This window comes from Bradyrhizobium rifense (assembly GCF_008123425.1).
GTDB lineage: Bacteria > Pseudomonadota > Alphaproteobacteria > Rhizobiales > Xanthobacteraceae > Bradyrhizobium > Bradyrhizobium rifense.
The window spans coordinates 126952-147672 of record NZ_VSSS01000013.1 but is presented as its reverse complement, the minus strand read 5'-3'; the positions used below and the strand labels follow the sequence as shown (position 1 = coordinate 147672).

The following is a 20721-nucleotide window of genomic DNA, read 5'->3' as shown; positions in this document are numbered from 1 at the left end:
TCATGAGGACCTTGTTTGGCCGAGTTTCGCACACCGCCCTGCTCGCCCTCGCGGTCGTCAGCCTGTTCGGCGCGCCCGCGCGCGCCGACGGGGAAGCAAAACTGCTGGCGCCGAGCGGCACCTTGCGCGTCGGCATCTATCCGGGCAGCCCGACCTCGATGGTGACAGATGCGGCCGGCAAGCCGCACGGCCTCGCCTACGATCTCGGCGCAGAGCTGGCGAAAAGGCTCGGCGTCGGCATCGATTACGTCCGGTTTCAACGCGTCGCCGATATCGTCACCGCGATCCACGACGGCCAGGTTGACTTTACCATCACCAACGCCACCCCGGCTCGTGCCAATGAGGTCAGCTTCAGCCAACCAGTGCTGGCGATCGAGCTCGGCTATCTCGTTCCGGCGAACTCACCGATCTCCAAGGCAGAGGATATCGACAAACCCGGCATAAAGATCGGCGTCACCAAGGGTTCGACCTCAGAGCGTACGCTACCGACGAAATTCAAGACCGCGACCATCGTGGCTGCCGAAAGCGTCAAGGTCGCGATCTCGATGTTCTGCCGCGGTGAGATCGATCTCTACGCTACCAACAAGCCTACGCTGTTCGAAATGTCTGATCAGATGCCGGGCGCGAAAATCCTCGATGGCAATTGGGGTGCCGAGCATCTGGCGATCGCGATCCCCAAAGGCCGTGAGGCCGCGCTTCCCCTGCTCAACGGCTTCGTCGCAGAGGAGCAGTCGTCCGGCGCGCTGAACACGATCCAGCAACAGGCGGGCTTGCGCGGCGCGACCAAGGCTAAATGACGAGGGTCGCACCGCTCAATTGCGCGCGTTCGCCCGCATCTTCTCCGGTGCAGTGGGCCGCTGCAGGAACTCCGTATCGTCGCCGCCTCCCTGCGGGATCAGGATCGCGCGTTCGCGCGGCAGGGCTTCCGGCATTTCGTCGCGGATGAAGGCGATCAGCCTTTCCCGCATCTCGCAACGCAGATCCCAGGATTGCGGCGCATTCCGCGCACTGACCAGCGCGCGCAGCTCGATGGTGCGGGAATCCGCGTCGATCACCTGGAGATTGACCACCGCGCCGTCCCACAGCTTGGACTCCTTGATCGCACCCTCCAGCCAGCGGCGGATGCGCGGCACGTCGGCACGGTAGTCGACGTGGAGCGCGATCACGCCGATCAGGGACGCCGTGTCGCGGGTCCAGTTCTGGAACGGCTTTTCGATGAAATAGGACAGCGGCACCACCATGCGGCGCCAGTCCCACAGCCGGATCACCACATAGGTCGCGGCGATGTCCTCGACCCAGCCCCACTCGTTCTCGATGATCACGGCATCCTCGATGCGGATCGGCTGCGTGATCGCGATCTGCACGCCGGCGATCAGATTGCTCAGCAGCGGCCGCGCGGCAAGACCGACGATGATGCCGGCAGCACCAGCTGAGGCGAACAGGCTGACGCCATACTGCCTAACCGAGTCGAACGTCATCAGCGCGGTCGACACCGTGATGATGACGATAATGATGTCGGTGACGCGCTTGAACACGCGAACCTGGGTGACATGCTTGCGCGCGACGAAGTTCTCGGTGACGTCGCGAAAGTTTTGCAGATAGCGCGCCGCGCTCATGTCGACGATCCGGATCGATATCCAGCCGATCAGGGCGACGAACGCGACCACGAACAGACTGGTCAGCGGCGTGCGAAAGACGTCATCCAGCGGCGCGAGTGGCAACACCAGCGCAACGGCTGCAAGGCACAGTGCCAGCTGGGCCGGGCCGGACGTGCGCTCGATGAACACCCCGAGGAGAGATGAACGGGTTCCGAAGGCGCGATTGAGCAGCCACACGGCGAAACGGTAGAGAGTCAAGGCAAGCAGCATCGCGCCGGCGACCAGGCAGAGGCCGACGAACCATGAGGGTATCCAGCCGAACATCCTGTCGATGTCGGTCATGACGGCGTGGCGATTCATTCATGTCCCCGCAATTGCGTTCGATCTCAACGCCCTCCCGGTGGCTTCGCTCCCCACGCTCGGTGCAATGCAGCATCCCTCTGGTGCAACTGTCCCCGAACTGCGCTATTTCTGGGCAATCATGACTCGACGAACCGGCAGCGCCGATCTTCCTCTCCACACCGGACGAGTTCCGCCGTGGCTGGCGAGCCGCATGGCCTCGCTGGGCGCAATCGTCACGCAGGCGGTCGTGCATCATTACGGCCGCGATGCATTCATGCAGCGGCTCTCGCATCCCTTTTGGTTCCAGTCATTCGGCGCCGTGATGGGGATGGACTGGCACTCCTCAGGGATAACCACCTCCGTGGTCGGCGCGCTGAAGCGTGGGCTTGGCCCGCTCCAGGACGGGCTCGGCATCTATGTCTGCGGCGGCCGCGGCCAGCATTCGCGCAAGACGCCGGACGAGCTGTTGCAGCTCGGCGACCGCGTCGGCTTCGACGGCGTGAGCCTCACGCGCGCCAGCCGGTTGGTGGCGAAAGTCGACAGTGCCGCCGTGCAGGACGGATTTGATCTCTATCTGCACGGCTTCTTCGTCACCGCCGACGGCAAGTGGACCGTGGTGCAGCAGGGCATGAACGGCGACAAGCGCCAGGCCCGCCGCTACCACTGGCACTCAGAGTCGCTGAAGAGCTTTGTTGATACGCCGCACAGCGCGATCGACGGCCCGCAGCAGGGCGAGATCGTCAATCTCACCGACCACCGCGCCGATGTCTCGCGCAGCGCGCAGCTCGAGCTGCTGACCGATCTCGGCCCCGATCGCATCCTCACCGAATTCGAACGGCTCACCGGCACTGCGCCCGAGCCCGCGCAGGCGATGCTGCCGCACCTGATCATGCCCGCGCATCACGATGTCCGGCCAAAGGACGTGTTCGCGCGCCGCCTGCACGGCACGCTGGCAGCCGCCGCCGAGCGCGGCCCGGTCGACTTCCCGGAGTTGTTGCTGACACCCGGCGTCGGCGCACGCACCGTGCGCTCGCTGGCGATGGTCGCCGAAGTCGTGCATGGCGCACCCTATCGCTTCAAGGACCCGGCGCGCTTCTCGCTCGCCCATGGCGGCAAGGACCGGCATCCCTACCCCGTTCCGATCAAGGTCTATGACGAGACCATTCGCGTGCTGAAGGGCGCGATCCAGAACGCCAAGCTCGGGCGCGAGGAAGAGATGCAGGCGATCAAGCGCCTCGACGACCAGGCACGGCGGCTGGAACGGACCGCAAGCGGGCCATCGGTCGAGACCTACATCGCCGGCGAGCGCGAAGCCTCGCCCGATCTCGACGGCCGGTCCGTGTTCGGCTGGGAACGCGACATCGTGGCGTCACGGAAATCGACGAGCTGACTGTCCACTGCAACGACCGGCAGCTTCGCGATCGCACGGAGACCTGGCCGCTTGCGCCAGTGAATCCGGGACGCATCGACGGCAAGTCCGAGCTTCGGCCAGCGCACAAACAGCGCTTCCAGCGCGCACGCCGCCTCGATCCGAGCAAGCTGGTGGCCGAGGCAGAAATGGATGCCCGTGCCGAAGGAGATATGGCGGTTCGGCTTGCGCGTGAGATCGAGGTGCTCAGGCTGGTCGTGCACCACCGGATCCACGTTCGCCGCGGCGAGCATGACCATGACGCGATCGCCCTTCTTCAGCTGCACGCCCGCAAGCTCGATATTCCGCCGCACATAGCGCGGCTTTGAAAATTGCACCGGCGAGACGAAACGCAAGAATTCCTCGACCGCGAGCCCGGCGCGGCTCCAGTCCTCTTCCAGCCAGTCACGCAGTCCTGGATTCCTGAGCAGTTCGTAGACCGAGCCACTGATGAGATGCGTGGTGGTCTCCGAGCCCGCCGCGAGCAGCAGGAACACCATCGAGACCATTTCGTCCGGCGTGATCTCGCCGCCCTCGCGCTCGACCTGGACAAGCTCGGCAATCAGGCCCTCGCCGCCCCGCTCGCGCGCGCTCTGCAATTGCTGTTCGAGATAGAAGCGCATCTTGCGGAACGCGAGCAGCAGGCGAAAGAAGCTGACCACATTCGTCAGCGACGACATCGAATTTGCCCATGCGATGAACTTGGGACGGTCGTCCAGCGGCAGGCCCAGCAATTCGCAGATCACCGAGAGCGGCAGGATACGCGCATAGCTCTGGACGAGATCGGCCGGGCTGCCCTTCGTAAACAGCTCATCGGCCAGACCGTCCGCGATGGCACGGATGCGCGGCTCCATCGCAACGATGGCGCGACGGCGAAAGGCCTCGTCCACGATGCTGCGCAGCCGGGTGTGATCCGGCTCGTCCATGGTGAGCATGTTGTTGGCGATGGTCCTGACCAGCTTCGGCATCCACCAGCGGAGGCCGGCAACTTCGCCATCCTCCTTGCGCAGCGTGAAGATCGTGCTGTCCTTCAGCACCTGCGCGGTCGCATCGTGGGTCGTGGTGATCCAGACGTCGCCGACAAGCGGAAAGCGCGTCGCGACCACGGGGCCGGACGCGCGCAGCGCCGCGATTGCCTTGGGCGGATCGCGAAAGAAAGCCTCGCTGGTGAAATCGAGGCGCGGTGCCATGGGATCACCGAACTGGTTGGTGGCGCCTCAACGAGATGGTGAGCGACGCCGTACGCGCAAGGGCCGGAACCGGCCCCTCCTGGGCAGCGGAACTAGCCGCGCCCCGGCGAACGAGGGCCGGCCTTGCGTTGCTGCTGGTTGGTATAGGCGTCCCAGTGGCTCCAGCTGCCATTGCTCAGGCTTTGCATATCGGTGCCGAGCGGACGGCGCGTGCGCTTGTCGTGGTCGGCGATCACCCGCTCGGACTGCGCGATCTTGCGCTTGAGGTCAGCGGCCGCCTTCTGGGTCTGGCCGTTGCGCTTCGACGACGCGATCTCGCCGATCGTGAAGCGCGCGGTCTCCAGCGCCTTCAACTCGGCGCGGTTCTTCTTCAACTGGACCCGGTGCCAGGCGATGTTGCTGTCGCTGTCCGCAACCATGTGGGAACTCCGCTGATTCGCTCCCACAGTGTATCGCGCGCCGAATCGGCGCCGCAACGCCCCCGCCGCGGCGAAAATACGGTGTTATTGCGCGGGAATTCCGGACTCAGCGCTCGGCAAAGGCCTTTTCGACCACGAACTGGGCGGGCTCGCCGTGATTGCCTTCGACGAAACCGCGCTCGCCCAGCAGCACGCGGGTGTCTGCCACTAGCGCCGGGCTGCCGCAGATCATGACGCGGTCATGGGCCGCCTCGATCGCCGGCAGGCCAATATCGGCGAACAGCTTGCCCGAGGTGATGAGCTCGGTGATGCGACCGCGGTTGCGGAAGGGATCGCGGGTCACCGTGGGATAATAGATGAGCTGAGCGCGGATATAATCGCCGAGCATCTCGTCCTTCGGCAGGTGCTCGTTGATCATCTCGCCGTAGGCGAGTTCCTTGACGTGCCGGCAGCCGTGCAGCAACACGACCTTCTCGAACCGCTCGTAGGTCTCGGGGTCCTTGATCACGCTCAGGAACGGCGCGAGGCCCGTACCGGTGCCGATCAGATAGAGGTTTCGCCCCTCTTCCAGATTGTCGATGACAAGCGTGCCGGTGGCCTTGCGGCTGACGATGATCTCGTCGCCTTCGTTCAGATGCTGGAGCCGCGAGGTCAGCGGACCATCAGGCACCTTGATCGAGAAGAATTCGAGGGTGTCCTCGTAGTTGGCGCTGGCGACGCTGTAGGCCCGCAGCAGCGGCTTCTCGCCGACCTTGAGCCCGATCATGGTGAACTCACCGTTACGGAAACGGAAGGTCGGGCTGCGGGTGGTCTTGAAGGAGAACAGCGTGTCGGTCCAGTGGTGGACGCTCAAAACGCTTTCCTGATTGAAATTGCTCATCTCAGCTTCCCTGTCGCGTCAATTGCGGTTCCGAGCCGGCAGCTATGCGTCGTTTGTACACGATCATTCGTACACAAATGAATAATCTGACTTGATCCCGCGGTCAAGGCTGCCCAAGATCGAAAGCGTTGCAGTTAGGAATAAGGAGCCCCTTCCATGGCGCATGACGCCCCCCAGGCCACCGGACCCTCGAAGCTCGTGATCCGCAATATCGGCCTGATCCTGTCCGGCGCGATCGAAAAGCCGATCCTGGACGGCGACACCATCGTCGCCGAGAACGGCAAGATCACCGCGATCGGCCGCTTCAAGGACCTCAATACGGACGATGCCACCACGATCGTCGAGGCCAACGGCACCACGGTGGCGCCGGGCCTGATCGACAGCCACGTCCATCCCGTTGCGGGCGACTGGACGCCGCGGCAGAACCAGATCGGCTGGATCGACAGCAACCTCCACGGTGGCGTCACCACGATGATTTCCGCCGGCGAAGTGCACATGCCCGGCCGCCCGCGTGACGTCGTTGGGCTGAAAGCCATGGCGATCTTCGCGCAGCGCGCCTTCTGGAATTTGCGCCCCGGCGGCGTGAAGGTTCACGCCGGTGCGCCCGTGATCGAATGCGAGATGGTCGAGGAGGATTTCAAGGAGCTGGCCGCGGCCGGCGTCAAGCTGCTCGGCGAAGTCGGCCTCGGCGGCGTCAAGGACGGCCCGACGGCCCGCAAGATGGTCGGCTGGGCCCGCAAATACGGCATCCAGAGCACCATCCACACCGGCGGCCCCTCGATCCCGGGCTCCGGCCTGATCGACAAGGACGTGGTGCTGGAGGCCGACACCGACGTGGTCGGCCATATCAATGGCGGCCACACGGCCCTGCCCGATGATCAGATCCGTTGCATCTGCGAGGGCTGCAAGCGCGGCCTCGAGCTCGTGCACAACGGCAATGAGCGCTCGGCGCTGTTCACGCTTCGCATCGCGCGCGAGATGGGCGATCTGCATCGCGTCATCCTCGGCACCGACGCGCCCGCCGGCTCCGGCGTGCAGCCGCTCGGCATTCTGCGCATGGTCTCGATGCTGTCCTCGCTCGGCGATCTGCCGGCCGAGATCGCGTTTTGCCTGGCCACCGGCAACACCGCGCGGATGCGGCAGCTCGATTGCGGCCTGATCGAGGTCGGCCGCTCCGCCGACTTCGTCATCATGGACAAGGCCCAGCACTCGCCCGGCAAGACCATTCTGGAGAGCGTCCAGCTCGGTGACCTCCCCGGCATCGGCATGACCATCATCGACGGCATCGTGCGCACCCAACGCAGCCGGAATACCCCGCCCGCGGGGAGAGTGCCGGAAGTGGTGGCGCAGTAAGCCGAGAAATGGTGCCGTAGGGTGGGCAAAGCGTAGCGTGCCCACCATTCTTTCTCAAAGCGAAGACATGGTGGGCACGGCGCTTTGCGCCTTTGCCCACCCTACGAGACCGTCACCGCAGCTTGTTCAACAGCCCCATCAGCAGCTCGCGCTCTTTCGCATCGAGCGGGGCCAGCGTTTCGCGGGTGATCGCAATCGCATTCGGCGCGAGCTTTTCCGCAAGCTGCTGACCGGCGCGCGTCAGGCTCACCAGCAGGCGCCGTCCGTCCTCGGGATCCTGGCTCGTCTCGGTCAGGCCGCGCGCCGTGAGGCGGTCAATCACGCCCTTGATGGTCGCGACGTCCATCGCGGTCAGCCGTCCGAGCTGGTTCTGCGAGCACGGCCCGGTCTCGGCGAGCTTTGACAACGCCGCCCACTGCGTCGGCGTCAGGTTGGTGCCGATGTCACGCGAGAAAATCGAGCTGTGGCGTTGCCAGACCTGGCGCAGGATGAAGCCGACCTGCTCGTCGAGCACGTAAGGCGGCTTGGCCTGCTTCACGCTCTTTTTTGCCGCGACACTTCTCGCCATCCGTTCCCGCCCTTCACAACGATAGATGCGCGTCGCGGATATCCGGACGCGCGTCGAGCTCGGCCATTGTTCCGCCAAAGCAGATGCGGCCGCGCTCGATGATATAGGCGCGATCGGAAATCAGCCGCGCAAAATGCAAATTCTGTTCGGAGACGACGATGCTGACGCCCTCCTTCTTCATGGTCAGGATGGCATCGACCATCTGCTCCACGATTTTCGGCGACAGGCCTTCGGAGGGCTCGTCGAGCAGCACCAGCGACGGGTTGCCCATCAGCGTGCGCGCGATCGTCAGCATCTGCTGCTCGCCGCCGCTCATGCGGCCGCCCGGACGCCCCTTCATCTCGCCGAGATTCGGAAACAGCGTGAACAGCTTTTCGCGGGTCCAGTACGGCGCATTCGGGCGCTTCGGCTGGCGGCCGACTTCGAGATTCTCTTCCACCGTCAGATCGGTGAAGATGCGCCGCTCTTCCGGCACATAGCCGAGGCCTTCGCGCACGATCTCATGCGTCGGCCGCGCCGAGACGTCCTTGCCCTCGAACGTAATGCGGCCAGTTCGTTGCGCGACGAGGCCGACGATCGAGCGGAACGTGGTCGACTTGCCGGCGCCGTTGCGCCCGAGCAGCGCCACCACCTCGCCCTCGCCGACCTCGAAACCGATGTCGAACAGAATGTGCGCGGGGCCATAATGGCTGTTGAGGTCTTGCACCGTGAGCTTCATGCTGAGGCTCCCTCGCGATGCCCGGCCTCGTAAAGCAGACCCTCGCCGAGATAGATCGCCTGCACCTGCGGATTGCCGCGCACCTCGGCCGGTGAGCCTTCGGCGATCAACGTCCCCCGATTCAGCACGATGATGCGGTCGGCATGTTCGAACACGACATCCATGTCGTGCTCGGTGAACAGCACGCCGATCGATTTTTCGCGCGCGATCTGCGCGGTGAGCCGCATCAGCTCGACGCGCTCGCGCGGCGCCATGCCGGCGGTCGGCTCATCCATCAAGAGCAGCTTTGGATCATTGGCGAGCGCGATCGCAAGCTCGAGGCGCTTGAGGTCGCCATAGGCAAGCTCGCCGCAGGGACGATCCGCATAGCCGCCCATGCCGACCAGCTCGAGCAGCCGCCCGGCCTCGCCGCGATCGACATTCGGCGCCGAACCCCAGAGATTGAACAATTGCTTGCCATGCGAGATCAGCGCGACCTGGACGTTCTCGCGCACGGTCATGGTCGCGAAGGTCGCCGTGATCTGGAAGGTGCGTCCGACGCCCATGCGCCAGATCTCGCGCGGTTTCTTGCCGGTGGTTTCCTCGCCAAGCAGGCGGACATGGCCGGTATCGGGCTTGTTCTGGCCGTTGAGCATGTCGAAGCACGTGCTCTTGCCGGCACCGTTCGGGCCGATCAGCGCCAGGATCTCGCCGGCGCGCAGCGAGAACGAGACGCCGCGCACGGCGTGGATGCCGCCGTAGGATTTGGTCAGGCCTTCGACCGCGAGAAGTGGGGGTGCGACACTCATTCGGCGGACTCAATCGGCTTGGCGAGCAAAGATGATCCCGGCGGCGACGACTTCCTGCGACGCTGCGCCAGCATCTCCAGCATGCCGACGATGCCCTTGGGGAAGACGACGACGATCAGCACGATGAAGCCGCCGAGCACGAGTTTTGACAGATCGGTCTGGCTCACCAGCCAGATGTTCAAGGCCTTGTAGACGATCGCGCCAATCACCCCGCCCGACACCGTCTCGACGCCGCCGAGCAGCACCATGACCAGCGCATCGACCGAGAGCGAGATGCCGAGATTGTCCGGGAAGACGCTGCCCTTGAGGTAGGCGAACAGCGCGCCGCCGATGCCGGCGGTGGTGCCCGCGATCACGAACGCCGTCCACTGGATGCGCTTGGCGTTGATGCCGACCGCCTCGCTGCGCAGCAGCGAGTCACGCGTGGCGCGCAGCGCGTAGCCGAATGGCGAAAATACCATGATCCGCAGCGTGACCGTCACGAGCGCCGCGACGCCAAGCGCCAGCCAGTAGAAATGCGACGGGCTCGCCGCCCAGCTTGCAGGCCAGACGCCCAGAATGCCGTTGTCGCCGCCGGTGACGCTCACCCACTGGAATGCGATTGACCAGACGATCTGCGCGAAGGCGAGTGTCAGCATCGCAAAGTAGACACCGGAGAGCTGCACGGCGAAGAAGCCGAACACGGCAGCGCCCATGCAGCCGAGCAGCGGTCCCAGCAAGAGGCAGACGATCATCGGCAGCCCCGCCATCTTGGCGAGGAAGGCGACGCCGTAGGCGCCGAGCCCGAAATAGGCGGCGTGGCCGAATGACGCGAGCCCGCCGACCGACATCAGGAAGTGCAGGCTGACGGCGAAGATCACGAAGATCGCGATCTCGGAACCGACGGTCAGCGCGTAATTGCCGGCGAACAAAGGCAGCGTTGCCGCGATGACGAGGGCTGCGAGCGCCGCAAGCCGCTCGTTCGACGTCAGCGGCCGCCAGGGATTGACGGTGAGACCCGGCGTCTTGCGCGCGGCCGCCTCCGGCTTGCCGAACAGGCCCCAGGGACGGACGATCAGCACCACCGCCATCACCAGGAAGACCAGGATGATCGAGATCTTCGGGAAGATGAGAATGCCGAAGGCGTTCAACTCGGACACCAGCACGGCCGCGACGAAGGCGCCGACGATGCTGCCGAGGCCGCCGATCACGACCACGACAAAGACCTCGACGATGATGCGCAGATCCATAGCGTGATGCACGGCATCGCGCGGGATCTGGAGCGCGCCGCCGAGCGCGGCAAGGAAGACGCCGACCGCAAACACGGAGGTGAACAGCCATTTCTGATTGACGCCGAGCGCTGCGACCATGTCGCGGTCCTGCGTCGCTGCGCGCACCAGCACACCCCAGCGCGTGCGCTGGAACAGCAGCCAGAGAACGCCGAGCACGACGGGGCCGAGCGCGATCAGGAACAGGTCGTAGCTCGGGATATTCTGGCCGAAGAAATCGACTGCGCCCTTGAAGCCCGGCGCGCGGCGGCCGACGAGATCGTCGGGGCCCCAGATCAGCACCACGAGATCCTCGACCATCAGCGTGAGACCGAAGGTGCCGAGCAGCTGGAACAGCTCGGGCGCATGATAGATCCGCCGCAGCAGCACCATCTCGACGAGGACGCCGATCAGCGCCACGGCCAGCGCCGCCACGACCACCCCGCCCCAGAAGCCGAACGCACCGGAGAAGCGCTCGGTCAGCGTGAAGGCGATGTAGGCGCCGATCATGTAGAAGGCGCCATGCGCGAAATTCACGATCCGCGTCACGCCAAAGATGATCGACAGGCCCGAGGCCACCAGAAACAGCGACGCTGCGCTGGCGAGACCGGTCAGAAACTGTACGACATAAAAGGCCATCGGCGGTCCGGGTTGGGTTTGAAGTCACCTCTCCCCGCTGTTGCGGGGAGAGGGAGAGATTGGAAAGACATCAATCCTTCGGACGCAGCTTCTCGACTTCGGCGTCGCTCGGCAGATAGTCCGCGCCCTTCTTGTAGGAGAAGTCGACCATCACGCCCTTGCCGTCCTTCTGCGCGGTCTTGCCGACGAAGGCGCCGAGGGTCGACTGGTGGTCGATCTTGCGGAAGGTGATCTCGCCGAACGGAGACGGCATCGACAGACCTTCGGCCGCTGCGATCATCTTGTCGGTATCGGTCGAGCCGGCCTTGGCCAGGATGGCGGCGGCGGCCTTGATGGTCTGGTAGCCGACGATCGAGCCGAGGCGCGGATAGTCGTTGTACTTGGTCTGGTAGGCCTTCAGGAACGCGTCGTGCTCGGGCGTCTTGATCGAGTACCAGGGATAGCCGGTGACGATCCAACCCTCGGGCGTCTCCTCCTTGAGCGGGTCGAGATATTCGGGCTCGCCGGTCAGGAACGACACGACCTCACGTCCCTTGAACAGGCCGCGGGTATTGCCTTCACGCACGAGCTTGACGAGATCGGGACCGAAAGTGACATTGAGGATCGCTTCCGGATTGGCCTGCGCCACCGCCTGCACCACCGGACCGGCGTCGATCTTGCCCTGCGGCGGCCACTGCTCGTCAACCCACTGGATGTCAGGGCGCTTCTCCGACATCAGCTTCTTGAACACCGCGACCGCCGACTGGCCGTATTCATAGTTCGGCGCGATCGTCGCCCAGCGTTTTGCGGGCAGCTTGCTGGCGGCTTCCACCAGCATCGCGGCCTGCATGTAGTTGGAGGGACGCAGGCGGAACGTGTACTTGTTGCCCTTTGCCCAGGTCACGGCGTCCGTCAGCGGCTCGGCCGCGAGGAAGAACACCTTCTTCTGGTTGGCGAAGTCGCTGACTGCGAGGCCGATGTTCGACAGGAACGTGCCCGTCAGCATCGCCACGCCCTCGCTGGAGACGAGCTCATTGGCCGCGGTCTGCGCATCCGCCGGCTTGCCGCCGTCGTCCTTGGAGACGACGACGAGTTTCTTGCCGTTAATGCCGCCGGCCGCGTTGATCTCTTCGACGGCGAGCTGCCAGCCCTTGCGATAGGGTTCGGTGAAGGACGGCAGCAGCGAGTAGCTGTTGATCTCGCCGATCTTGATGTCCTCTGCCAAGGCCGAATGACCCACGCTGGCAGCCAGAAGCGCAAAGGCCGCGCCGACAAAACAGTTTCTTGCTCGCATCCCAACCTCCAGTTTTGAACTTTATCTCTCGACCACGATCATGCCGGAGAAGCTGTGCCCGCCTCTCCCAGCAGTCCCTTATTTCAAACCGTCTTCGCCTTTGATCTCCGCAACCGTCAGCCCGCCGACGCGCGGCAGCGGACGGCCGCTATCGGTGACGGCGACCGCGACCATGATCTCGTTGGCGCGCGGCGCGTCGTTGATCTGCACTTCCATGCCGTCAAAGTGACTGCGCACGAAGGCCGCATCCTTGTGGCCGAGCGGAATGTCCAGCGTCGTGCCGGGGCCGCTGCGCTTCTTCGACGACGGGATCAGCGCCGCGCCCTTGCCCAGCACTTTGCGCACCGGCGCACCCATCTTGGGATGGAGAATCGCGGCGGCGTGCTCCAGCTCACCATTCTCGCCGACAGCCGCGGCCTTGCCGTAGCTGTGCGCCTTCGCACCATCGATACCAAGCGCCGCAACCGCGCGCTTCGACAGGAGCTCACCGAGCTCCTCCCCGATCGCGATCAGCGGCGAAAGATCCTCGACATATTTTCCGGCAAAGGGATTTTCGATCACGGCGATCGCGGCCGCACGCCGGGTCGGCGGCGAGACCTGGCGGTCCATCTCCATCTGCGTCTCTTCGACGACCGTGACGATCTTGCGGATGATCGCGCTCATGTTTCGCTTCCCTGCTCAGGCACAGACCGCGTGCTCCAGCACAAGCGGGCGCGGTCGTTGCTCTTCTATATCCTTGGTTCCGATGACAAGCATATCACCACAAAGCCGCAGCACCGCACCCTCGATCAGTCCGCGATCGAATAATTGCCGTGCACATTCCGCGCCAGATTCTAGCGCAGCGGCGATCTCGCTCTGCGACAATTCACCGACCGCACGCGTGACAAGACGCGCACCGAGATCGCTGTCGGGCTGAAGCTCGTTTGCGGGTTGCCGGATGATGGCGGGATGCCCGGGCAAATCGATGGCGTTGGCGATGACAGTCGCAGCCGCGTCGGCTTGCGACGCCGTCGCCGCCAGCACTGTCACGGCATCGGCGATACCGAGTGAAAAGCTGCGGCCGTGGCGGCCGCTGGTCGCGATGCCGCGCACCGGATCATCCGCATCGACCCTCATGGCCCGCATCACACCGTCGTGGTCCGGCCGATCCAGCAGCCCCACGGAGAAATGCTCGCCCTGCCCGAGATGCAGCGCGATGTCGCCGCCATTGTTGACGTAAACCCGGTCGAGCGACGCAGCGTCCAGCATCGCGCCGAGAATCTCTTCCGCCACGCTGCCTGCCACCGCAGCCATGGGCGTAATGAAACAATCAGAAGCATAAGGCGCGACGGCAGCGTGCATCCGACGGGCAACTACGCCCTTCAGCGAAGTCCGCTTCTCGGCGGCAGCCCGCAATTCCCTAAGTTCCGCACAGAGCTCGTCGAGCAGTCCAGCAAAGCGGCGCGCCGCAGCCTCATAGGCCGCGCGCACCTCGTGCTCGCGCCCCCTCGCCTCGACGATCAGATCAATCGGTCCATCCTGCAAATGCAGCCGCCGGCCATCAGACAGCAATGCGATTTGCGGGAGCCTCGTCATGGCCGAGGTCCTGGAATCGGGTTTTGCCAGGGCAGCTGACGGACATCTTCGCCGCCCCTGACCTCGGAGAGCGGTTTCACGTAGTCCATGTGTCCGCCGAGCGCGGCATAGTCGGTCAGCTTCATCGTGAATTCGATCGGCGCAACCAGCGCCGGCGTCGGCACATAGCCGAATGCGCCGGAAGGCATTTGCGTGACGTCCACCATGTAGGTGATGCCGCCGCCTGGCCAGACATAAACCGCCGCGCCGCCGCTGGTGACGCGCGTCAGCGCATCCTTCACCGAGCGCGTCAGCCGCACCGGATTGTCGGTAACTCCCGCACGCAACGAACCGCCGGCGCCGGCCATGAACAGCACCGTGCACAGCGCGGGCTCGCAATTTTCCTGGATGCGCTCGACCGAGAATTTCAGGTCGGGCGGCATCTCCGTTTCGACCGGCTTCAAGGCCTCGTCGAGCACGTAGTAAGAGGAATGCTCCCCGGTGGTGGAGACCATCAGCATCGAGAGGCCGGGCCTGGCCTCCTTGGTGTCGAACGGGCCGAGGATCGCCAGCGGATCGGAGATGTTGGTGCCGCCCCAGCCCGTGCCGGGATCGGCGACCTGGAAATAGCGGCCGGGCGTCGAACGCCGGCCCTTCATCTTGATGCCGGTGTCGGCGATGTCGAGCAGCTTGCCGGCCTGATGTTCACTGAGAACGCCGGTGATGTGGTCGTCGACCACGACGACCTCGTCGACCTTGCCGTGCCACTGCTTGGCGAACATGCCGATCGTCGCCGAGCCGCAGCCGACGCGCATGCGCTCTTCTTTCACGCCGTTGACGATCGGCGGCTGGCCGGCCTGCACCACCACGCTCGCGCCGCCGTCGATGGTCAGCTCCACCGCCTTGCAATTGGCGAGGTCCATCAGCGTGTCGCAGGTGACGCGGCCTTCTTTCTTGGAGCCGCCGGTGAGATGATGCACGCCGCCGAGCGACAGCATCTGCGAACCGTATTCGCTGGTGGTGACGTGGCCGACCGCCTCGCCCTGCGCGCGCACGGTCGCGGTTTCCGGGCCGAGATAGCGGTCGGTGTCGATCTTCACCTTGACGCCGCAATAGGAGAAGATGCCCTCGGTGACGACGGTCACCATGTCGACGCCGTCGATCTCGGAGGAGACGATGAAAGGTGCCGGCTTGTAATCTGGATAAGTCGTACCCGCGCCGATCGCGGTGACGAAGGTCGAGGGCTCGTGGACGAGCTTGCCGTCCCAGTCTTCGGTGCGGCTGAACGGCACGAGCTTGCCGCCCTGCGACACCGTGCGTTCGAGAATGATGTGCGGGTCGACGCGGACGAGCTTGCCGTCGTGGTTGGCATAGCGGTCGCAGGCGCCCGCCGCGCCCGGCTTGATGTAGCACATCACCGGACAGGCATCGCAGCGGATCTTGTCGATGGCAGCGCTTGTTGTTTCCATCACCATGTCAAAGCCAGCAGACATTGCGGTTATCATTCGTATACGAACGATGTTGCGCGCGGTCCCGATAGCTGTCAAGCGGCGCCGCGCGCGAAAAGACACGCCTGCCGAATAAAACCTCATTTGCCTCCCTGCTTTGTCCACAAAGCGGGCAGTTGCGCTGCACTGCGGCATGGCCGCTTGCACGTTTGTGTACAAACGGTATCGTCGCGACGTAGATTTCAAGCGATCTGGAATTTTTGCGATCGCAGGGTTTGGGAACGAGGATGACGCAGGCACCGATCCGCCTCACCGTGAACGGCAGGATCCACGACGTCACGGCAGAGCGCCAGACGCCGCTGCTCTACGTGCTGCGCAATGATCTCGGGCTCAACGGTCCGAAATACGGTTGCGGCTTGGGTGAATGTGGCACCTGCACTGTCCTGATCGACGGCACGGCTGCGCGCTCTTGCGTGATTCCGATCAACGGCTGCGCCGGACGCGACATCGTGACGCTCGAAGGCCTCGGCACCCGCGACAAGCCTGATGTCGTGCAGCAGGCCTTCATCGAAGAGCAAGCCGCACAATGCGGCTACTGCCTCAACGGCATGATCATGACCACCAAGGCGCTGCTCGCGATCAACCCGCAGCCGACAGAGCAGGAAGCGCTCGCGGCGCTGCGCTACAATCTTTGCCGCTGCGGCACGCATGTCGAAATCCTGCGCGCCGTGATGCGCGCATCGTGCAAGCTCGCCGAGGCCCGTGATTGATGGCCTCCCCGCATCCGAACCGAGCTGAGCGCGGCTCGCTCGTCATCGTCCGTACCGTGGACGAGGTTACGTCCGAAACTTTCGTGCGGATCACCGCCGATGGGTCGGTGAGCGCCTATAACGGTCATGTCGACCTCGGCACCGGCATCCGCACCGCACTCGGCCAGATCGTCGCCGAGGAGCTGGACGTCTCCTTTGCGCGCGTGGTCGTGGTGCTCGGCGACACCGCGATCGTGCCGAACCAGGGCGCGACAATCGCGAGCGAGACCATCCAGATCACGGCCGTCCCACTGCGCAAGGCCGCAGCCCAGGCGCGCCACTTCCTGACCGCGCGCGCAGCGGAGCGGCTGGAGCTGCCGGCCGAAGAGCTGACGATCGAAGACGGACTTGTCCGAGGGCACAATCGCAGCGTCAGCTATGGCGAATTGATCGGCGGCGAGACCATTCGCCTCGAGCTTGACGATGACGTCGCCGTCAAGGCCGTTGGCGATTACGCCATTGTCGGCCAGTCGATGCCGCGCGTCGACCTTCCGGCCAAGGCGACGGGCGAGCTGACCTTCGTGCACGACATCCGCATGCCCGGCATGCTGCACGGCCGCGTGGTGCGTCCGCCCTATTCCGGCGTCGATGCCGGCCCGTTCGTCGGCACCAGCCTGATCGCGGTCGATGAATCCTCGGTGCGCGATATTCCCGGTCTCGTGGCCGTCGTCCGGATCGGCGATTTCGTCGGCGTGGTTGCCGAGCGCGAGGAGAATGCGATTCGCGCGGCCGAGCAGCTCGCCGTAAGCTGGAAGCCGACGCCGGAGCTCACCGATCTCGCCGATGTCGAGACCGCGCTACGCGCCCATCCGTCGTCGCCGCGCACGCTGATCGACAAGGGCGACGTCAACGCCGCCATCGCTGGCGCGGCAAAGCCGATGCGGCGCACCTACGTCTGGCCATACCAGATGCACGCCTCGATCGGCCCGTCCTGCGCGGTCGCTGATTTTAGGGATGGCAATGTCCGCGTCTGGTCAGGCACGCAGAACCCACACCTGCTGCGCAGCGATCTCGCTCTGCTCATCGAGCGGCCCGAGAGCGAGGTCGAAGTCATCCGGCTCGAGGCCGCCGGCTGCTACGGCCGCAACTGCGCCGACGACGTCACCGCGGATGCGCTACTTCTGTCGCGCGCGGTCGGCCGGCCCGTACGCGTGCAGTTGACGCGCGAGCAGGAGCACGCCTGGGAGCCGAAGGGCACCGCCCAGCTGATCGACGTCAATGGCGGCCTTGATGCCGACGGCGGCATAGCCGGTTACGATCTCGCCACGCGCTATCCCTCGAACGCGGCACCCACGCTGGCGCTGCTGCTGACCGGTCGCATCTCGCCTGAACCTGCCGTGCTGCAGATGGGCGACCGCACCGCGATCCCGCCCTATGATTACGACAACATGCGCGTCGTCGCGCATGACATGGCGCCGATCGTACGCGCGTCCTGGTTTCGCGGCGTCTCGGCGCTGCCGAACACCTTTGCGCATGAATCCTATATCGATGAGGCCGCGACCGAGGCCGGTGTCGATCCCATTGAATATCGCCTGCGCTATCTCAAAGACCAGCGCGCCGTCGATCTCGTCAATGCAGTCGCCGAGCGCGCCGGCTGGACGCCGCGGCCGGTCCGCGAGGAAAAGGACGGCGAGGTCGTGCACGGGCGCGGCTTTGCCTACGCGCTCTACGTCCACAGCAAATTTCCTGGCTACGGCGCGGCGTGGTCGGCCTGGGTCGCCGACGTCGCCGTGAACAAGTCCACCGGTGACGTCAGCGTGACGCGTGTCGTCGCCGGGCAGGATTCCGGCCTGATGATCAACCCGGACGGCGTGCGCCACCAGATCCACGGCAATGTCATCCAGTCCACCAGCCGCGCGCTGATGGAGGAAGTCTCGTTCGAGCGCGGCGCAGTGGCGGCGCGCGAATGGGGCGCCTATCCGATCATCCCGTTCCCTGACGTGCCCAAAATCGACGTCTTGATGCTGCCGCGGCCGGACCAGCCGCCGCTCGGCGTCGGCGAATCCGCGTCAGTCCCGAGCGCGGCGGCGATCGCGAATGCGATCTTCGATGCCACCGGCGTGCGCTTTCGCGAGCCGCCGTTTACGCCGGAGCGCATCCTGAAGGGGTTGTACGGCGAGACATCGCCTGTGCCCCAAGCCCTGCCCGCGCCCGCCGCGCCGCCGCCGTCGCGCATCTGGGAAAATCCCTTCGCCAAACGCGCCGGCATTTTTGCGACGATCGCGGCCGTCTGTACCGCTGCGATCGGCGTCGGCGCGGCGCTGCTGCCGGGCCGCGCCATTGCGCCGATCGCGCGGCCTGATGCCTCGGTCTATTCCGCCGCGACGATCGCGCGGGGTGAGCAGCTTGCGGCCCTGGGCAATTGTGCGGAATGCCACACCAATATCGGCGGCGCGAATAACGCCGGCGGACGCGCGCTGGAGACGCCGTTCGGTACGATCTACTCCACCAACATCACGCCTGACATCGAGACCGGCATCGGCGCCTGGTCCTATCCCGCCTTCGAGCGCGCGATGCGCGACGGGCTGCATCGCGACGGACGGCAGCTCTATCCCGCGTTCCCGTACACGCACTTTTCGAAGACTGATGATGCCGACATGCAGGCGCTCTACGCCTATCTCATGGCGCAGCCCGCGGTGCACGCGAAGGCACCTGCGAACACGCTCACCTTCCCGTTCAACCTCCGCCCGCTGCTGGCGGGCTGGAACGCGCTATTCCACCATACCCAAGAGTTCAAGCCCGATCCCGCGAAATCCGAGCAGTGGAATCGCGGCGCCTATCTCGTCGAGAGCCTCGGCCATTGCAGCGCCTGCCATTCGCCGCGCAACGCGCTCGGCGCCGAGCAGCCCCAGGCCTATCTCGCCGGTGGATTTGCGGAAGGTTGGGAGGCGCCGCCGCTGACGTCACTCTCGCACGCGCCGATCCCGTGGAGCGAGGACGAGCTGTTCGCCTATTTGCGCACCGGCCATTCGCGCTACCACGGCGTCGCAGCCGGCCCGATGGCGCCGATCATCAGAGACCTCAAGGCCCTGCCCGACCCCGACATCCGCGCGATGGCGGTCTATCTCGGCTCATTCAACGACACCGCAGCCGACGCGCCAGCACTGGCAGCGACGCTCGAGAGCGCGACGCAGGTCACCGTCGCGTCCTCGACCGGCGCGCGGCTCTATCAGGGCGCCTGCGCGGTCTGTCACGAGGTCGGCGGCCTGCCGCTGTTCGGCAGCCGTCCCTCGCTCGCGCTCAACAGCAATCTGCACAGTGCGACGTCGGACAATCTCGTGCAGGTGATTCTGCACGGCATCACCGAGCCCGCTTCCAGCGATCTCGGCTACATGCCCGCGTTCAGCAACAGCATGAGCGACGCGCAGGTCGAGAAGCTCGTCAGCTTCCTGCGCGGGCAGTTTGCACCGGACAAGCCGGCCTGGATCGGCGTGCGCGAGACGATCGCGCGCGTTCGCAGCTCAACCCACTAAGCGTGCTTCTTCGCTTCCACCGGCGGCGTGCCGTGGGTGTGGAAGGACTCGATCGTCTTCAAGCCCCAGGCCTGGCCCTTCTTGCGCTCTTCTTCCGTCCACACGATCGGCTTCCAGTCCGGTGCGAGGATGAGGCGGGCGCCGGCATTGGCGACTTCGACACGGTTGCCGCCGGGCTCGTATACATAGAGGAAGAAGGTCTGCTGGATCGCGTGCTTGTGCGGGCCGGTCTCGATGTGGATGCCGTTCTCCAGGAAGATGTCCGCAGCGCGAAGAATCTCCTCGCGGCTGTCGAGCGCGTAGGTGACGTGGTGGAAGCGGCCGGGCGTGCCGGAATGGTCGAGCGAATAGGCGAAGTCGTAGCTCTTGTTCGACATGGTCAGCCACATCGCGGCTTCCCGGCCGTCGTTGAGCACGATCTGCTCGGTGAGGCGGCAGCCGAGATAGGTCTCGAAGAACTCGCGGTTGGCCTTGATGTCGACGGCAAGACAATTGAGATGATCGAGCCGGCGGACATTGACGCCGCGCGCAGGAAAGCGCTGCGCCTGGTTCTTCAGCGCGGGCTTCAGCTCGGGAGGGGCCTGATACCATTCGGTCTCGTAATAGAGCTCGACGATGTGGCCATCGGGGTCGCGGCAGCGGAAGGTCGGCCCCTGCCCCATGTCGCCGTCGATCCAGCCGATATCGAAGCCCGAGCCCTTCAGCGCAGCGACGCGGCGCTCCAGCGCCTGCTGGCTGCGCGCGCGCAACGCCATGTGCTCCATGCCTGACGTCTTCGACGCGGTGAGCTTCAGCGAATAGCGCTCGTAATCATCCCAGCCGCGCAGATAAACCGACTCGCCCTTCCGCCCGCTGATGGTCATGCCCATGACGTCGACGAAGAATTTCAGGCTCTCGTCGGGCTTCGGCGTCAGCAGCTCCATGTGGCCGAGATGGGCAAGATCGAGGATCGGTTCGGGCTGCATGGGTTCCTCCAAAGGCGTGGCGATCCGGGTTCATTTGTACCAATGTACA

Annotated in this window: 18 protein-coding genes; 5 read left to right on the top strand and 13 right to left on the bottom strand. The window is 64.9% G+C overall.

Annotated features, from left to right (window positions below; translation table 11 throughout):
• The first annotated feature begins 2 nt into the window (after positions 1 to 2).
• Positions 3 to 797 (top strand): ABC transporter substrate-binding protein, encoded by a 795-nt coding sequence (locus FXB40_RS06605; protein WP_148771394.1) that lies wholly within the window; start codon positions 3 to 5, stop codon positions 795 to 797.
• Between the two features lie 15 nt (positions 798 to 812).
• On the opposite strand, the gene FXB40_RS06600 is transcribed toward FXB40_RS06605, so the two are convergent.
• Positions 813 to 1958, bottom strand: coding sequence for a mechanosensitive ion channel family protein (locus FXB40_RS06600; RefSeq protein ID WP_148771393.1), 1146 nt, complete (start codon positions 1956 to 1958; stop codon positions 813 to 815).
• Positions 1959 to 2079: 121 nt separating this feature from the next.
• Here FXB40_RS06600 and FXB40_RS06595 point away from each other — a divergent pair, with 121 nt between their 5' ends.
• Positions 2080 to 3330: a DUF763 domain-containing protein gene (locus FXB40_RS06595; protein ID WP_148771392.1), complete on the top strand. Its 1251-nt coding sequence runs from the start codon at positions 2080 to 2082 to the stop codon at positions 3328 to 3330.
• On the opposite strand, the gene FXB40_RS06590 is transcribed toward FXB40_RS06595, so the two are convergent.
• The 3 genes from FXB40_RS06590 to FXB40_RS06580 form a co-directional block, all read right to left on the bottom strand.
• Complete coding sequence (locus FXB40_RS06590) at positions 3231 to 4538, bottom strand: cytochrome P450 (RefSeq protein ID WP_148771391.1); 1308 nt, start codon at positions 4536 to 4538, stop codon at positions 3231 to 3233. The genes FXB40_RS06595 and FXB40_RS06590 overlap by 100 nt on opposite strands.
• Before the next feature lie 92 nt (positions 4539 to 4630).
• The gene (locus FXB40_RS06585; RefSeq protein WP_148771390.1) at positions 4631 to 4957 is read right to left on the bottom strand and encodes a hypothetical protein; all 327 of its coding nucleotides are present in this window, start codon (positions 4955 to 4957) and stop codon (positions 4631 to 4633) included.
• Between the two features lie 106 nt (positions 4958 to 5063).
• Complete coding sequence (locus FXB40_RS06580; protein ID WP_148771389.1) at positions 5064 to 5837, bottom strand: ferredoxin--NADP reductase; 774 nt, start codon at positions 5835 to 5837, stop codon at positions 5064 to 5066.
• A 156-nt stretch (positions 5838 to 5993) separates the two neighbouring features.
• On the opposite strand from FXB40_RS06580, the gene FXB40_RS06575 reads away from it, so the two are divergent.
• Positions 5994 to 7190 (top strand): amidohydrolase family protein, encoded by a 1197-nt coding sequence (locus FXB40_RS06575; protein WP_148771388.1) that lies wholly within the window; start codon positions 5994 to 5996, stop codon positions 7188 to 7190.
• A gap of 112 nt (positions 7191 to 7302) precedes the next feature.
• Here the strand turns inward: FXB40_RS06575 and FXB40_RS06570 are convergent, their stop codons facing one another.
• The 8 genes from FXB40_RS06570 to FXB40_RS06535 all read right to left on the bottom strand — a co-directional run bounded on the left by FXB40_RS06570 (position 7303) and on the right by FXB40_RS06535 (position 15452).
• Complete coding sequence (locus FXB40_RS06570; RefSeq protein ID WP_148771387.1) at positions 7303 to 7758, bottom strand: MarR family winged helix-turn-helix transcriptional regulator; 456 nt, start codon at positions 7756 to 7758, stop codon at positions 7303 to 7305.
• A 13-nt stretch (positions 7759 to 7771) separates the two neighbouring features.
• On the bottom strand, positions 7772 to 8476 hold the full coding sequence (locus FXB40_RS06565) for an ABC transporter ATP-binding protein (RefSeq protein ID WP_148771386.1): 705 nt from the start codon (positions 8474 to 8476) through the stop codon (positions 7772 to 7774).
• Positions 8473 to 9264: an ABC transporter ATP-binding protein gene (locus FXB40_RS06560; RefSeq protein ID WP_148771385.1), complete on the bottom strand. Its 792-nt coding sequence runs from the start codon at positions 9262 to 9264 to the stop codon at positions 8473 to 8475. The genes FXB40_RS06565 and FXB40_RS06560 overlap by 4 nt, the downstream gene beginning before the upstream one ends.
• Complete coding sequence (locus FXB40_RS06555) at positions 9261 to 11150, bottom strand: ABC transporter permease (protein WP_148771384.1); 1890 nt, start codon at positions 11148 to 11150, stop codon at positions 9261 to 9263. Before FXB40_RS06555 ends, FXB40_RS06560 begins: the two co-directional genes overlap by 4 nt.
• Positions 11151 to 11220: 70 nt before the next feature.
• A complete protein-coding gene (locus FXB40_RS06550; protein ID WP_148771383.1) occupies positions 11221 to 12423 on the bottom strand; it encodes an ABC transporter substrate-binding protein in 1203 nt (400 codons plus the stop codon).
• Between the two features lie 78 nt (positions 12424 to 12501).
• On the bottom strand, positions 12502 to 13086 hold the full coding sequence (locus FXB40_RS06545; RefSeq protein WP_148771382.1) for an amino acid synthesis family protein: 585 nt from the start codon (positions 13084 to 13086) through the stop codon (positions 12502 to 12504).
• Between the two features lie 15 nt (positions 13087 to 13101).
• The gene (locus FXB40_RS06540) at positions 13102 to 13998 is read right to left on the bottom strand and encodes a UPF0280 family protein (RefSeq protein WP_148771381.1); all 897 of its coding nucleotides are present in this window, start codon (positions 13996 to 13998) and stop codon (positions 13102 to 13104) included.
• Positions 13995 to 15452: a 6-hydroxynicotinate reductase gene (locus FXB40_RS06535; RefSeq protein ID WP_187436713.1), complete on the bottom strand. Its 1458-nt coding sequence runs from the start codon at positions 15450 to 15452 to the stop codon at positions 13995 to 13997. Before FXB40_RS06535 ends, FXB40_RS06540 begins: the two co-directional genes overlap by 4 nt.
• 260 nt (positions 15453 to 15712) lie before the next feature.
• Between FXB40_RS06535 and FXB40_RS06530 the strand changes: the two genes are divergently transcribed.
• Positions 15713 to 16195, top strand: coding sequence for a (2Fe-2S)-binding protein (locus FXB40_RS06530; RefSeq protein WP_148771379.1), 483 nt, complete (start codon positions 15713 to 15715; stop codon positions 16193 to 16195).
• Positions 16195 to 19707 carry a molybdopterin cofactor-binding domain-containing protein gene (locus tag FXB40_RS06525; RefSeq protein WP_148771378.1) on the top strand — a complete coding sequence of 1171 codons (3513 nt, stop codon included), beginning with the start codon at positions 16195 to 16197 and terminating at the stop codon, positions 19705 to 19707. The genes FXB40_RS06530 and FXB40_RS06525 overlap by 1 nt, the downstream gene beginning before the upstream one ends.
• Here the strand turns inward: FXB40_RS06525 and FXB40_RS06520 are convergent.
• A complete protein-coding gene (locus FXB40_RS06520) occupies positions 19704 to 20672 on the bottom strand; it encodes a catechol 2,3-dioxygenase (RefSeq protein ID WP_148771377.1) in 969 nt (322 codons plus the stop codon). The genes FXB40_RS06525 and FXB40_RS06520 overlap by 4 nt on opposite strands.
• Positions 20673 to 20721 lie beyond the last annotated feature (49 nt).

Bases quoted from the DNA above. Each gene is read 5' to 3' on its own strand.
- FXB40_RS06605 (WP_148771394.1), top strand. From the start codon at position 3: ATGAGGACCTTGTTTGGCCGAGTTTCGCACACCGCCCTGCTCGCCCTC.
- FXB40_RS06600 (WP_148771393.1), bottom strand. From the start codon at position 1,958: ATGAATCGCCACGCCGTCATGACCGACATCGACAGGATGTTCGGCTGG.
- FXB40_RS06595 (WP_148771392.1), top strand. From the start codon at position 2,080: ATGACTCGACGAACCGGCAGCGCCGATCTTCCTCTCCACACCGGACGA.
- FXB40_RS06590 (WP_148771391.1), bottom strand. From the start codon at position 4,538: ATGGCACCGCGCCTCGATTTCACCAGCGAGGCTTTCTTTCGCGATCCG.
- FXB40_RS06585 (WP_148771390.1), bottom strand. From the start codon at position 4,957: ATGGTTGCGGACAGCGACAGCAACATCGCCTGGCACCGGGTCCAGTTG.
- FXB40_RS06580 (WP_148771389.1), bottom strand. From the start codon at position 5,837: ATGAGCAATTTCAATCAGGAAAGCGTTTTGAGCGTCCACCACTGGACC.
- FXB40_RS06575 (WP_148771388.1), top strand. From the start codon at position 5,994: ATGGCGCATGACGCCCCCCAGGCCACCGGACCCTCGAAGCTCGTGATC.
- FXB40_RS06570 (WP_148771387.1), bottom strand. From the start codon at position 7,758: ATGGCGAGAAGTGTCGCGGCAAAAAAGAGCGTGAAGCAGGCCAAGCCG.
- FXB40_RS06565 (WP_148771386.1), bottom strand. From the start codon at position 8,476: ATGAAGCTCACGGTGCAAGACCTCAACAGCCATTATGGCCCCGCGCAC.
- FXB40_RS06560 (WP_148771385.1), bottom strand. From the start codon at position 9,264: ATGAGTGTCGCACCCCCACTTCTCGCGGTCGAAGGCCTGACCAAATCC.
- FXB40_RS06555 (WP_148771384.1), bottom strand. From the start codon at position 11,150: ATGGCCTTTTATGTCGTACAGTTTCTGACCGGTCTCGCCAGCGCAGCG.
- FXB40_RS06550 (WP_148771383.1), bottom strand. From the start codon at position 12,423: ATGCGAGCAAGAAACTGTTTTGTCGGCGCGGCCTTTGCGCTTCTGGCT.
- FXB40_RS06545 (WP_148771382.1), bottom strand. From the start codon at position 13,086: ATGAGCGCGATCATCCGCAAGATCGTCACGGTCGTCGAAGAGACGCAG.
- FXB40_RS06540 (WP_148771381.1), bottom strand. From the start codon at position 13,998: ATGACGAGGCTCCCGCAAATCGCATTGCTGTCTGATGGCCGGCGGCTG.
- FXB40_RS06535 (WP_187436713.1), bottom strand. From the start codon at position 15,452: ATGGTGATGGAAACAACAAGCGCTGCCATCGACAAGATCCGCTGCGAT.
- FXB40_RS06530 (WP_148771379.1), top strand. From the start codon at position 15,713: ATGACGCAGGCACCGATCCGCCTCACCGTGAACGGCAGGATCCACGAC.
- FXB40_RS06525 (WP_148771378.1), top strand. From the start codon at position 16,195: ATGGCCTCCCCGCATCCGAACCGAGCTGAGCGCGGCTCGCTCGTCATC.
- FXB40_RS06520 (WP_148771377.1), bottom strand. From the start codon at position 20,672: ATGCAGCCCGAACCGATCCTCGATCTTGCCCATCTCGGCCACATGGAG.